This window comes from Pseudomonas sp. DWP3-1-3b3 (genome assembly GCF_049896305.1).
Lineage (GTDB): Bacteria > Pseudomonadota > Gammaproteobacteria > Pseudomonadales > Pseudomonadaceae > Aquipseudomonas > Aquipseudomonas azotoformans_A.
On record NZ_JAFCUA010000002.1, the window covers coordinates 325,291 to 337,807 of the forward strand.

13 protein-coding genes are annotated in these 12,517 nt (G+C 59.6%); 2 read left to right on the forward strand and 11 right to left on the reverse strand.

Annotated elements, in window-relative coordinates:
- Positions 1-61: 61 nt before the first annotated feature.
- The 4 genes from ACP7BX_RS07870 to ACP7BX_RS07885 all read right to left on the reverse strand — a co-directional run bounded on the left by ACP7BX_RS07870 (position 62) and on the right by ACP7BX_RS07885 (position 4,454).
- Positions 62-1,156 (reverse strand): polyamine ABC transporter substrate-binding protein, encoded by a 1,095-nt coding sequence (locus tag ACP7BX_RS07870; RefSeq protein ID WP_033897598.1) that lies wholly within the window; start codon positions 1,154-1,156, stop codon positions 62-64.
- 197 nt (positions 1,157-1,353) lie between these two features.
- Positions 1,354-2,718 (reverse strand): aspartate aminotransferase family protein, encoded by a 1,365-nt coding sequence (locus tag ACP7BX_RS07875; RefSeq protein ID WP_426127206.1) that lies wholly within the window; start codon positions 2,716-2,718, stop codon positions 1,354-1,356.
- Positions 2,719-2,776: 58 nt separating this feature from the next.
- Positions 2,777-4,135, reverse strand: a complete 1,359-nt coding sequence (locus tag ACP7BX_RS07880; protein ID WP_028618371.1) for a glutamine synthetase family protein — start codon at positions 4,133-4,135, stop codon at positions 2,777-2,779.
- 79 nt (positions 4,136-4,214) lie between these two features.
- Positions 4,215-4,454 carry a hypothetical protein gene (locus ACP7BX_RS07885; protein ID WP_033897563.1) on the reverse strand — a complete coding sequence of 80 codons (240 nt, stop codon included), beginning with the start codon at positions 4,452-4,454 and terminating at the stop codon, positions 4,215-4,217.
- 278 nt (positions 4,455-4,732) lie between these two features.
- Here ACP7BX_RS07885 and ACP7BX_RS07890 point away from each other — a divergent pair, with 278 nt between their 5' ends.
- Both ACP7BX_RS07890 and ACP7BX_RS07895 read left to right on the forward strand, forming a co-directional pair.
- A complete protein-coding gene (locus tag ACP7BX_RS07890) occupies positions 4,733-6,109 on the forward strand; it encodes a glutamine synthetase family protein (protein WP_003213894.1) in 1,377 nt (458 codons plus the stop codon).
- Positions 6,110-6,207: 98 nt separating this feature from the next.
- Complete coding sequence (locus ACP7BX_RS07895; RefSeq protein WP_314529597.1) at positions 6,208-6,837, forward strand: TetR/AcrR family transcriptional regulator; 630 nt, start codon at positions 6,208-6,210, stop codon at positions 6,835-6,837.
- A gap of 110 nt (positions 6,838-6,947) precedes the next feature.
- Here ACP7BX_RS07895 and ACP7BX_RS07900 read toward each other — a convergent pair whose 3' ends face one another.
- The 7 genes from ACP7BX_RS07900 to ACP7BX_RS07930 all read right to left on the reverse strand — a co-directional run bounded on the left by ACP7BX_RS07900 (position 6,948) and on the right by ACP7BX_RS07930 (position 12,458).
- Complete coding sequence (locus tag ACP7BX_RS07900) at positions 6,948-7,163, reverse strand: TOBE domain-containing protein (protein ID WP_003213899.1); 216 nt, start codon at positions 7,161-7,163, stop codon at positions 6,948-6,950.
- A 28-nt stretch (positions 7,164-7,191) separates the two neighbouring features.
- A complete protein-coding gene (gene ssuB / locus ACP7BX_RS07905; RefSeq protein WP_016978995.1) occupies positions 7,192-7,998 on the reverse strand; it encodes an aliphatic sulfonates ABC transporter ATP-binding protein in 807 nt (268 codons plus the stop codon).
- Complete coding sequence (ssuC, locus tag ACP7BX_RS07910; RefSeq protein WP_016978992.1) at positions 7,995-8,783, reverse strand: aliphatic sulfonate ABC transporter permease SsuC; 789 nt, start codon at positions 8,781-8,783, stop codon at positions 7,995-7,997. Before ssuC ends, ssuB begins: the two co-directional genes overlap by 4 nt.
- Positions 8,784-8,791: 8 nt before the next feature.
- A complete protein-coding gene (gene ssuD, locus ACP7BX_RS07915) occupies positions 8,792-9,940 on the reverse strand; it encodes an FMNH2-dependent alkanesulfonate monooxygenase (RefSeq protein WP_133075504.1) in 1,149 nt (382 codons plus the stop codon).
- Between the two features lie 25 nt (positions 9,941-9,965).
- Positions 9,966-10,934, reverse strand: coding sequence for a sulfonate ABC transporter substrate-binding protein (locus ACP7BX_RS07920; protein WP_016978990.1), 969 nt, complete (start codon positions 10,932-10,934; stop codon positions 9,966-9,968).
- Positions 10,935-11,029: 95 nt separating this feature from the next.
- On the reverse strand, positions 11,030-11,623 hold the full coding sequence (gene ssuE, locus ACP7BX_RS07925; RefSeq protein WP_015886424.1) for an NADPH-dependent FMN reductase: 594 nt from the start codon (positions 11,621-11,623) through the stop codon (positions 11,030-11,032).
- A 196-nt stretch (positions 11,624-11,819) separates the two neighbouring features.
- Entirely contained in the window at positions 11,820-12,458 is a 639-nt protein-coding gene (locus ACP7BX_RS07930) for a peroxiredoxin (protein WP_426127202.1), read from the reverse strand.
- Between the last annotated feature and the right edge of the window lie 59 nt (positions 12,459-12,517).

Here is a 12,517-nt window from a genome sequence, read left to right on the forward strand (position 1 = left end):
TTTCTGTCATTTAATTGTTTCGATAACCACCGCGCCATGCACGGTGGTTAACAAAGACCGGTTATTTCCCGGACTTGATCTTGGTCCAGCTGCGTGTCATTTCACGCTGGGTGGCAGCCGGCAGGTCAGCAATGGCATAGAGCTTGGCCTGTACGTCCGCTGGCGGGTAGATGCCCGGGTCGCTGGTGATTTCTTTGTCGACCAGTGCGGTGGCCTTCTCGTTACCGTTCGGGAAGTGCACGCTGTTGGTGATCGCCGCCATGACTTCCGGTTTGAGCAGGTAGTTCATGAACTTGTACGCGGCGTCGACGTTCTCGGCATCTTTAGGGATGGCGACCATGTCGAAGAAGCTGCCAGCGCCTTCTTTCGGAATGTCGTAGGCCACCTTGACCTTGCCACCGGCTTCAGCCGCGCGGGACTTGGCCTGTTCGATGTCACCCGAGTAACCCACGGCCACGCAGATGTTGCCGTTGGCCAGGTCGGAGATGTACTTGGACGAGTGGAAGTAGCCGATCGAAGGACGGATTTTCAGGAACAGGTCTTCAGCCTGCTTCAGGTCGGCCTTCTTCTGGGTGTCGGTCGGCAGGCCCAGGTAATGCAGCGCCACCGGCAGCATTTCGGTTGGCGAATCGAGGAAGCTCACGCCGCAGCTTTTCAGCTTGGCGATGTTCTCTGGCTTGAGCAGCACGTCCCACGAATCGATCTTGTCCACGCCCAGCGCGGCCTTGACCTTCTCCGGGTTGTAGCCGATGCCGATCGAGCCCCACATGTACGGGAAGGCGTGCTTGTTGTCCGGGTCGCTGACCGACACGGCTTTAAGCAGGGATTTGTTCAGGTTGTCATAGTTGGACAGCTTGGACTTGTCCAGTTCCTGGTAGACACCGGCCTTGATCTGCTTGGCGAGGAAGTTGTTCGACGGTACGACGATGTCGTAACCGGACTTGCCTGCCAGCAACTTGGCTTCCAGGGTTTCGTTGCTGTCGAAAACGTCGTACACCACCTTGATGCCGGACTCTTTTTCAAAGTTGGCGATGGTGTCCGGTGCAATGTAGTCGGACCAGTTGTAGACGTGCAGCACTTTATCGTCAGCCTGGGCCGCGCCCGCCATTGCGCCCATCAGGGACAAGGCGAGGAGGGTCTTGCCAGCGTTCTTCAAACCTAATGCCTTCATTTGGTGATGCTCCAATTTTTTCTTTTTTGGGCCACAAGCTTCATATGTTTCGAGGCCCAGCCAAAGGGCAACAAAACAGGGCGACAGTCTGGCAAGTTCGAGGGCCGGCTTTCAACCAATGCCCCCATTTTTATAACCACTCAGACGCAGCGCCCGAAGCCGCTGCGTTCTGAGCCTAGCACTTAGCCCTGCAATGCCGCCAAAGTCAGGTCCAGGCAGTGGCGAGCCTTGGTCACCAGCTCGTCGATTTCTGCCTTGCTGATCACCAGCGGTGGCGAAATGATCATGGTGTCGCCCACGGCGCGCATGATCAGGCCATTTTCGAAGCAGAACGTACGGCAGATCATGCCGACGCCCTTGCCTTCGTAACGCTTGCGGGTGGCTTTGTCCTGCACCAGTTCAATGGCACCGAGCATACCCACGCCACGCACTTCGCCCACCAGCGGATGATCCGCCAATTCCCTCAGACGTTTCTGCAAATACGGTGCCGTTTCGTCGTGGACACGGTTAACGATTTTTTCATCGCGCATGATGCGGATGTTTTCCAGCGCCACCGCGGCGGCAACCGGGTGACCGGAATAGGTGAAACCGTGGTTGAAATCACCGCCTTCATTAAGGACGTCCACCACCTCATCGCGCACGATCAGGCCGCCCATGGGGATGTATCCCGAGGTCAGGCCCTTGGCGATGGTCATCATGTGCGGCTTGAGGTCGTAGAAGTCGCTACCGAACCACTCACCGGTACGGCCGAAACCGCAGATCACTTCGTCGGCGATGAACAGGATGTCGTACTTGGCGAGGATTTCCTTGATGCGCGGCCAGTAGGTGGCCGGCGGTACGATCACGCCACCGGCGCCCTGGATCGGCTCGGCAATAAAGGCACCGACGTTGTCCACGCCCAGTTCCAGGATCTTTTCTTCCAACTGGTTGGCGGCCCACACGCCGAACTCTTCGGGGCTCATGTCGCCGCCTTCGCCAAACCAGTAAGGCTGGGCGATGTGGGTGATGCCAGGGATCGGCAAGTCGCCCTGTTCATGCATATACGTCATGCCGCCCAAGCTGGCGCCGGCTACTGTGGAGCCGTGGTAGCCATTCTTGCGGCTGATGATGGTTTTCTTGTTCGGCTGGCCCTTGATCGCCCAGTAGTGGCGGACCATGCGCAACATGGTGTCGTTGCCTTCGGAGCCGGAACCGGTGAAGAACACGTGGTTCATGCCGGCGGGCGCAATGTCGGAAATGGCCTTGGCCAGTTCCAGCACCGGCGGGTGAGCGGTCTGGAAGAACAGGTTGTAGTAAGGCAGTTCTTTCATCTGCTTGGCGGCGGCGTCAGCCAGTTCATCGCGACCGTAACCGATCGCCACGCACCACAGGCCGGCCATGCCGTCGAGGATCTTGTCGCCTTCGCTGTCCCACAGGTAGACGCCGTGGGCTTTGGTGATGATCCGTGGGCCTTTCTCTTTCAATTGCTTGAAGTCGCTGAACGGCGCCAGGTGGTGCTCACTGCTCAAGGCTTGCCATTCACGGGTTTGCGGGTTGTTGCTGGACATACCAATCTCCTAGACTTTTCAGTGAAGGGCGCGCCGTTTAAAGGGCGCGCCCGGCGCATCAGACGGCGAAGAGCAGGAATTCCCGCTCCCACGAACTGATCACGCGCTTGAAGTTTTCATGCTCGGCCCGCTTGACCGCGACGTAGCCTGTGATGAATTTTTGACCCAGGTATTTCTCGATGGTCTTGCTGTTTTCCATGCGTTCCAGGGCGTCTTCGATGGTCAACGGCAGGCGCAGGTTGCGTCGCTCGTAACCACGACCCACCACTGGCGCGCTCGGGTTATGGCCTTCGACCATGCCGATGTAGCCGCACAACAAGCTGGCGGCAATCGCCAGGTATGGGTTGGCGTCGGCGCCCGGCAGGCGGTTTTCCACACGGCGGTTCTGCGGGCCGGCATCCGGAACACGCAATCCGACGGTGCGGTTTTCTTCGCCCCATTCCACGTTGACCGGCGCCGAGGTGTCGGGCAGGAAGCGGCGGAACGAGTTCACGTTGGGGGCAAACAGCGGCAGCAATTCAGGGATGAATTTCTGCAGGCCACCAATGTGGTTGAGGAACAGCTGGCTCATGGTCCCGTCTTCATTGGAAAAGACGTTCTTGCCGGTGGCGATGTCGATGATGCTCTGGTGCAGGTGCATCGCGCTGCCGGGCTCGCCGGTCATAGGCTTGGCCATGAAGGTGGCGGCCACGTTGTGCTTGAGCGCGGCCTCACGCATGGTGCGCTTGAACACCAGGATCTGGTCGGCCAGGGACAGCGCATCGCCGTGACGGAAGTTGATTTCCATCTGCGCGGTGCCGTCTTCGTGGATCAGGGTGTCGAGGTCCAGCTCCTGCAGTTCGCACCAGTCATAGACGTCTTCGAACAACGGGTCGAATTCGTTGGCGGCTTCTATAGAGAAGGACTGGCGACCAGTCTCCGGGCGACCGGAACGGCCAATCGGCGGTTGCAGCGGGAAGTCCGGGTCTTCGCAGCGTTTGGTCAGGTAGAACTCCATCTCCGGCGCCACGATGGGCTGCCAGCCGCGGTCGGCATAGAGCTTGAGGACTTTCTTGAGCACGTTGCGCGGCGACAGCTCGATCGGGTTGCCTTGCTTGTCGTAGGTGTCGTGGATCACCTGGGCGGTAGGCTCGATGGCCCAGGGCACCAGGTACACCGCGTTCTGGTCGGGGCGGCAGATCATGTCGATGTCGGCCGGGTCGAGCAATTCGTAGTAGATGTCGTCTTCGACATAGTCGCCGGTCACGGTCTGCAACAGAACGCTCTCGGGCAGGCGCATGCCTTTTTCGGCGATGAACTTGTTGGTCGGCGAGATCTTGCCCCGGGTGATGCCGGTGAGGTCGCCAATCATGCATTCGACTTCTGTGATCTTGTGGTCTTTCAACCAATCGGTGAGCTGGTCGAGGTTGTTACTCATAAATGCCTCTGGGCTGGGTTTCCTGGCGTCCATTAAAGGCCAGGCGTTGGTTGACGCAGCATCCGCGTCGTTTTTTCATTCAGGGTAGGAGCTTACCTGCCATTTGCTGCAGCGTTGCATTCCTCACGCCAAAGTTGTGCGCAATCTTGAGCAGCATGCGAGGCGCAGGCCGTTCGGTGGCAAATGAGGAGGCAAAAAAGAGGTCGGCCCGGGCGTCAAGAATATTGGCCGGTGCGCGGGCATTCACGCGGGAGGAAAGTACGGATGACACAGCCTGGCTGAAGCAGGCCAAGACGCCGTTGGGCGGCAGGTGAAACATGAAGCACCCCGGTATTATTGCTGTTATGGGTTTGAATCGAGCTTAGCCTTGTTCATTTTTTTACACAACACCCCCGTAAAAAATACAACACGGGCCGCTCAAGCCTGCTAGTCCCAAGTCCCTCAAACCCGAAAAACCGCCCCAAAAAGCCCCAAAAAAGCCATCGCAGCGCTTTTTTAGGGCAAAAAAGGCCTCGCTTGACTTCGGCATGCCGTTCGGGTTGACTGAAACCAGAAAAGATCAATGATTGATATTTTTAACAACAAAGGTGTTGCATCATGTCGGTACCCCCGCGTGCCGTTCAGCTTAACGAAGCGAACGCGTTCCTTAAGGATCATCCTGAGGTTCTGTACGTAGACCTTCTAATTGCGGATATGAATGGTGTGGTGCGCGGCAAGCGCATCGAACGCACCAGCCTCCACAAGGTTTACGAGAAGGGCATTAACCTGCCTGCCTCTTTATTTGCCCTGGATATCAACGGCTCTACGGTGGAAAGCACCGGTCTGGGCCTGGACATCGGTGATGCTGACCGAATCTGTTATCCGATCCCCGACACCCTGTGCAATGAGCCGTGGCAAAAGCGCCCTACCGCGCAACTGCTGATGACCATGCACGAACTTGAAGGTGAACCTTTCTTCGCCGATCCGCGCGAAGTGCTCCGCCAAGTTGTAAGCAAATTTGACGACCTCGGTCTGACCATCTGCGCCGCCTTCGAGCTTGAGTTCTACCTGATCGACCAGGAGAACGTGAACGGCCGACCACAACCGCCCCGCTCGCCGATCTCCGGCAAACGCCCGCACTCGACACAGGTCTACCTGATCGACGACCTCGACGAATACGTCGACTGCCTCCAGGACATCCTGGAAGGTGCCAAAGAGCAAGGCATCCCGGCCGACGCCATCGTCAAGGAAAGTGCCCCGGCGCAGTTCGAAGTGAACCTGCACCACGTCGCCGACCCGATCAAGGCGTGCGACTACGCGGTACTGCTCAAGCGCCTGATCAAGAACATCGCCTACGACCATGAGATGGACACCACCTTCATGGCCAAGCCTTACCCAGGCCAGGCAGGCAACGGTTTGCACGTACACATCTCCATTCTGGACAAGGACGGCAAGAACATCTTTGCCAGCGAGGATCCCGAGCAGAACGCCGCATTGCGTCACGCGATCGGCGGTGTGCTCGAGACCCTGCCCGCCCAAATGGCGTTCCTGTGCCCCAACGTCAACTCCTACCGTCGTTTCGGCGCACAGTTCTACGTGCCGAACTCGCCGTGCTGGGGCCTGGATAACCGCACCGTGGCGATTCGCGTACCGACCGGCTCGTCCGACGCCGTACGTATCGAACACCGTGTCGCCGGCGCCGACGCCAACCCTTACCTGCTGATGGCTTCGGTCCTGGCAGGCGTGCACCACGGCCTGACCAACAAGATCGAGCCTGGCGCACCGGTGGAAGGCAACAGCTACGAGCAAAACGAGCAAAGCCTGCCAAACAACCTGCGCGATGCCCTGCGCGAGTTGGATGACAGCGAGGTGATGGCCAAGTACATCGATCCTAAATACATCGATATCTTCGTCGCCTGTAAGGAAAGTGAGCTGGAGGAGTTCGAACACTCCATCTCCGACCTTGAGTACAACTGGTACCTGCATACCGTCTAAACGGCGGCTGCAATAAAAGAATGCCGCAGGCTGAATGGCCTGCGGCATTTTTTGTGGTGTTCTCTAATACAATGCCCGCTGCCTTGTAGGAGACTTCCATGACCACCCGCCCCGCCGCCCCTCGCAAACCCCGCGCCCGCAGCCAGGCCCGGATCGACGCGATCCTCGACGCCGCCCGCACTTTGCTGGCCGCCGAAGGCGTGGCGAGTTTGTCGATCTATAGCGTGGCCGAGCGGGCGCAGATCCCGCCGTCGTCGGTGTATCACTTTTTCGCCAGTGTGCCGGCGTTGTTGGAAGCCTTGACCGCTGACGTTCACGGCGCATTCCGGGCCGCTATCCAGGCACCCATCGACCATGACTCACTCAAGCATTGGCGCGACCTGTCCTGCATCGTCGAGCAGCGCATGCTCACGGTCTACGATCAGGATGCCGCCGCTCGCCAGTTGATCCTGGCCCAGCATGGGCTGACGGAAGTGACCCAGGCGGATCGTCAGCACGATCTGGAATTGGGCGATTTGATGCTCACGGTGTTCAACCGTCACTTTGAAGTGCCGACGCTACCGAATGATGTGGACGTGTTTGCGTTGGCCCTGGAGCTGAGCGACCGCGTGTATGCACGCTCGGTGCATCAGCATGGGTTGATCACGCCGCGCATGGCGGAGGAAGGGATGCGGGTGTTTGATGCGTATGTGGGGCTGTATTTGCCGGCTTACCTACCCAAGCGCTGAGTTTTTTGGTGGCTGGACTGGCCTCATCGCAGGCAAGCCAGCTCCCACATTTGACTGTATTCACACATCAAAATGTGGGAGCGGGCTTGCCCGCGATGGCGGCCCTGTGATCACAACTTAGCGATCGACACCTCAGTCGATTTCACAAACGCAATCACCTCACTGCCGATCACCAGTTCCAGCTCTTTGACCGAGCGGGTAGTGATCACGGATGTCACGATACCGGACGCAGTCTGCACGTCGATTTCCGAGAGCACGTCGCCTTCGACGATTTCCTTGATGGTGCCTTTGAACTGGTTACGCACGTTGATCGCTTTAATAGTCATGTCGTTCTCTCTTCGTAGGACAAGTGAGTTATTGAGCCCAGCGCAATTGCGTAGGCAGCGGTGAAACAGGTTCAGGTTCCGGCGGTGAGCCCGGCAGGGACAACACACGGTTGAGCACTTCAGCTTCCAGTGCGGCCAGGCGATGTGAGCCGCGGGCGCGTGGGCGTGGCAGGTCGACGATCAGGTCCAAACCGATTTCGCCGTCTTCGATCAGGATCACCCGGTCGGCAATCGCCACGGCTTCGCTGACGTCGTGGGTCACCAGCAACACGGTGAAGCCGTGCTTCTGCCAGAGGTTTTCGATCAGTTGCTGCATCTCGATACGGGTCAAAGCATCCAGCGCACCCAACGGCTCATCCAGCAGCAGCAAGCGCGGCTGGTGGATCAGCGCACGGGCCAGGGCAACGCGTTGCTTCTGCCCGCCGGACAGCGCCGCCGGCCATTCATTGGCGCGCTCGGCCAGGCCGACCGCTTCCAGGGCTTCCAACGCTTTGGGGCGCCAATTGCCTTTAAGGCCCAGGCCGACGTTGTCGATGATCTTTTTCCAGGGCAGCAGGCGCGCCTCCTGGAACATCAACCGCGTGTCTTCAATCGCTTCGCTCAAGGGCGCGGAACCGGCCAGCAGTTCGCCGCCGCTGGCCTTATCCAGGCCAGCCAGCAGGCGCAGCAAAGTACTTTTGCCGCAACCACTGCGCCCGACCACAGCCACGAATTGCCCGGCCGGGATGTGCAGGTCGATGTCCTTGAGCACTTCGCGCGCACCAAAGGCCTTGCGCAGCTTGCGGACCGCGAGGGGAATGCCCTTGAGCAGGCGCGGGGGTTGTTGAGCTGTCATGCCGCACCTCCTTTATTTACTTGATACGCCGGATGCCAGCGCAGCCATACACGCTCCAGACCGCGCGCCGCCAGATCGGCCAGCTTGCCGAGGATCGCGTACATGACAATGGCCAGTACCACCACGTCGGTTTGCAGGAATTCGCGGGCGTTCATCGCCAGGTAACCGATACCGGAACTGGCGGAGATGGTTTCCGCCACGATCAGCGTCAGCCACATGAAACCCAGGGCAAAGCGCACGCCCACCAAAATCGATGGCAGCGCGCCCGGCAGGATCACCTGGCGGAACAGGCTGAACCCGGACAAGCCGTAGCTACGCGACATTTCCACCAGCGCCGGGTCGACGTTGCGGATGCCGTGGTAGGTGTTGAGGTAAATCGGGAACAGCGTGCCGAGGGCGACCAGGAAAATCTTCGCCGTCTCATCAATGCCAAACCACAGGATCACCAGCGGAATCAGCGCCAAATGCGGCACGTTGCGGATCATCTGCACCGAACTGTCCAGCAGGCGTTCGCCCCACTTCGACAGACCCGTGATAAAGCCCAGGGCCAGGCCGATGCTGCCGCCGATCACGAAACCCAGGCCCGCGCGCCAGCCACTGATGGCCAGGTGAGTCCAGATTTCACCGCTGGCGACCAAGTGGACACCGGCGGCGATCACGGCACTGGGCGCCGGCAGAATGCGGGTCGACAACCAACCCGCCGACACCGACAACTGCCACACCGCGAGTAACAAAATCGGCAGCACCCAAGGCGCCACGCGATGACTCAATTTTTCATAGTTCATGGGCTGCCTCAGCTCGCCGACGCAGCTTTGGGAAGGATGTCGTTGGCGACCATTTCACCGAACGGGCTGACGTAGCCGGCGCTTTTCGGCAATTCGGGACGTTCGATATCCAGGTGCGGGAACAGCAGCTCCGCGACGCGATAGGACTCTTCCAGGTGTGGATAGCCGGAGAAGATAAACGTGTCGATGCCCAGCGCGGCGTATTCATTCACACGCGCCGCCACGGTTGGGCCATCACCCACCAGCGCGGTGCCTGCACCGCCACGCACCAGGCCGACGCCGGCCCACAGGTTGGGACTGACTTCCAGGTTGTCGCGGCTGCCGCCGTGCAACGCGGCCATGCGTTGCTGGCCTACCGAGTCAAAGCGCGACAACGAGGCCTGGGCGCGGGCGATGGTGTCGTCATCCACATGGGAGATCAATTTGTCGGCGGCTTTCCACGCCTCTTCGTTGGTTTCACGAACGATCACATGCAAGCGAATGCCGAAGCGCAGGGTACGGCCGAGGTTCTCGGCCTTGGCCCGCACCTGTGCGATCTTTTCCGCAACCGCGGCAGGCGGCTCGCCCCAGGTCAACACCATTTCCACTTGCTCGGCCGCCAGGTCCTGGGCCGCCTCGGAAGAACCACCGAAATACAGCGGCGGACGCGGCTGCTGGATCGGCGGATACAGCAACTTGGCGCCTTTGACGCTGATGTGCTCACCGTCGTAATCCACGGTTTCGCCTTCCAGCACACGGCGCCAGATGCGCGTGAATTCCACCGAGGCCTGATAGCGCTCTTCGTGGCTGAGGAACAAGCCGTCGCCGGCCAATTCTTCCGGGTCACCGCCGGTGACCAGATTGAACAAGGCACGCCCGCCGGACAGCCGGTCCAGGGTCGCGGCCTGACGCGCGGCCACCGTCGGGGAAATGATCCCGGGGCGCAGGGCGACCAAGAACTTCAGACGCTGGGTCACCGGGATCAGCGAGGCCGCCACCAACCACGAGTCTTCGCAGGAGCGGCCGGTAGGGATCAGCACCCCGCCGAAACCCAGACGGTCAGCGGCCTGGGCCACTTGCTGCAGGTAACCGTGGTCAACGGCGCGGGCGCCTTCGGCGGTGCCAAGGTAATGGCCGTCGCCGTGGGTAGGCAGGAACCAGAAAATATTGAGGCTCATGGAGTTGTCTCCTGAAGAAGTCGAATTACGGCGCTTTGGCCACGGCGGCGGGTGGTGTCCAGATCACGTCCTTGATGTTCAAGGGCTTGGGGATCAATTTGAGCTGGTAGAAGCTGTCGGCGATTTTCTGCTGGGCGGCCACCACTTCCGGCGTCAGGAACAGCGCGCCATAGCCTTGGCGTTTCACCGAGGTCAGGGTGATGTCGGCTGGCAGGCCGAGCAGAGGTGCGACTTGTTCAGTCACTTCCTGCGGGTTGGCCTTGGACCATTCGCCCACGGCGCGCACTTCTTCGATCAGCGCCTTGACCACTTCAGGGTGTTTTTCAGCGTAGGGCTTGGTCGCCAGGTAAAACTGGTGGTTGTCCGCGATACCGGTGCCGTCACGCAGAGTGCGGGCTTGCAGTTGTTTCTCGGCGGCGGCCTGGTACGGGTCCCAGATCACCCAGGCGTCCACGCTACCGCGCTCGAAGGCCGCACGCGCATCGGCGGGCGGCAGGAACACGGTCTGCACATCGGTGTATTTCAGGCCGGCGTCTTCCAGGGCACGTACCAGCAGGTAGTGCACGTTGGAGCCTTTGTTCAGGACGATTTTCTTGCCCTTGAGTTCGGCCACGGATTTGATCGGCGAATCTTTCGGCACCAGGATCGCTTCGCTGGTCGGTGCGGGTGGTTCATAGGCGACGTAGAGCAAGTCGGCACCGGCGGCCTGTGCGAAGACGGGCGGGGTTTCGCCAGTCACGCCAAAATCGATGGAGCCGACGTTCAGGCCTTCGAGCAATTGCGGGCCGCCAGGGAACTCGGTCCACTGCACGTTCACGCCTTGGGCAGCCAGGCGTTTTTCCAAGGTGCCCTTGGCCTTGAGCAGCACCAGCGTGCCGTATTTCTGATAACCGATCCGCAGGGTCTCGGCGGCTTGGGCTTGAACAATGGCGCCGAAGGACACAGCCGCAGCAAACAGTGCGACCAGACCACGACGCAAGATGACAGTGCGCATGGCGCTCTCTCCAAATAGTGCGTTCAGGGGGTTGGCTGCACCTGCTTGGCCGTTGGCGGCTGAGTAAGGTGAGTTTTTTTACATTTCGGTGTGGCTTAAATGCTCCAGCGAGCACTCAACAAACGTTCATTCAACACATGGGGGTCCAGCGGTTTCGGGCGACGGGCCATGGCGCCGTAGAGCGTTTCCAGGGCTTCGTGCAAACGGTGTTCAAGTACCGGCACCAGTTGCGCCTGGGCGCTGCCTTCGCCGTAGGCGATCTGGCTGTCTTCGGCAAAGATGCCGTGGAGCAACTCCTGGGCCTTCAACGCCGACAGTACTGGCTTCAGGGCGTAGTCCACCGCCAGCATGTGGGCGATGCTGCCACCGGTAGCCATCGGCAACACGATCTTGTGGGCCAGGGCGCGCTCGGGCAGCAGGTCCAGCACGGTTTTCAGCGCACCGGAAAACGAAGCCTTGTAGACCGGCGTGGCGATCACCAGGCCATCAGCGTTAGCCACTTGCTGCAACAGGTCGATGACCTTGGGGCTGTCGAAGCGTGCATGCAGCAGGTCTTCAGCCGGGAAGTCCCGTATCTGGTAACTCACCACTTCTACGCCTTTGTCTTGCAACCACTGACGGGTTTTATCCAGCAACACCCCGGAGCGGGAACGCTGGCTGGGACTGCCTCCAAGTGTTACGACCAACATGCAGGAATTCCTTGAGCAGGTGTCGGCGGTTCGCTGTGTGACGATATCGCCAAGATGGAACAGACCTTATCAGCAGATTCATATATCTTTAAATCTTATTTTTTCATGTGTTTATTCTTTAAATGCATATACGAGATATGAAATCGCAGGCGAAAAAAAAGGCCGTCGAAACGGCCTCAAAACCCCTGCTATGTGATCAGCGATTCGGTTGTGGCGTGAGGCGCAGGTACGGCTTCACCGCGCGATACCCCTTCGGAAAGCGTTTCTTGATCTCCTCCTCATCCTTGAGCGACGGCACGATCACCACTTCATCGCCGTCCTGCCAGTTGGCGGGCGTGGCGACCTTGTGGTTGTCGGTCAACTGCAACGAGTGGATGACCCGCAGGATTTCGTGGAAATTGCGCCCGGTGCTGGCCGGGTAGGTGATGGTCAGGCGGATCTTCTTGTTCGGGTCGATCACGAACAAGGAGCGCACCGTGAGCGTGTCACTGGCGTTGGGGTGGATCAGGTCGTACAGGTCGGACACTTTACGATCGGCATCGGCCAGGATCGGGAAGTTGACGAGGGTGTTCTGGGTTTCGTTGATGTCTTCGATCCACTTGTGGTGCGAATCCACCGGGTCGACCGAGAGGGCGATGGCCTTGACGCCACGCTGGGCGAATTCGTCCTTGAGCTTGGCGGTGAAACCCAACTCGGTGGTGCACACCGGGGTGAAATCCGCCGGGTGGGAAAACAGCACACCCCAGCTATCGCCCAGCCATTCGTGGAAACGAATCTTGCCGGCGCTGGAATCCTGTTCGAAGTCGGGGGCGATATCGCCCAGTCTTAGGCTCATGGTGTGGCTCCTGGTGAGTGCTTATGGAGCCCACTGTGCATGGATTGTGGATTATTTAA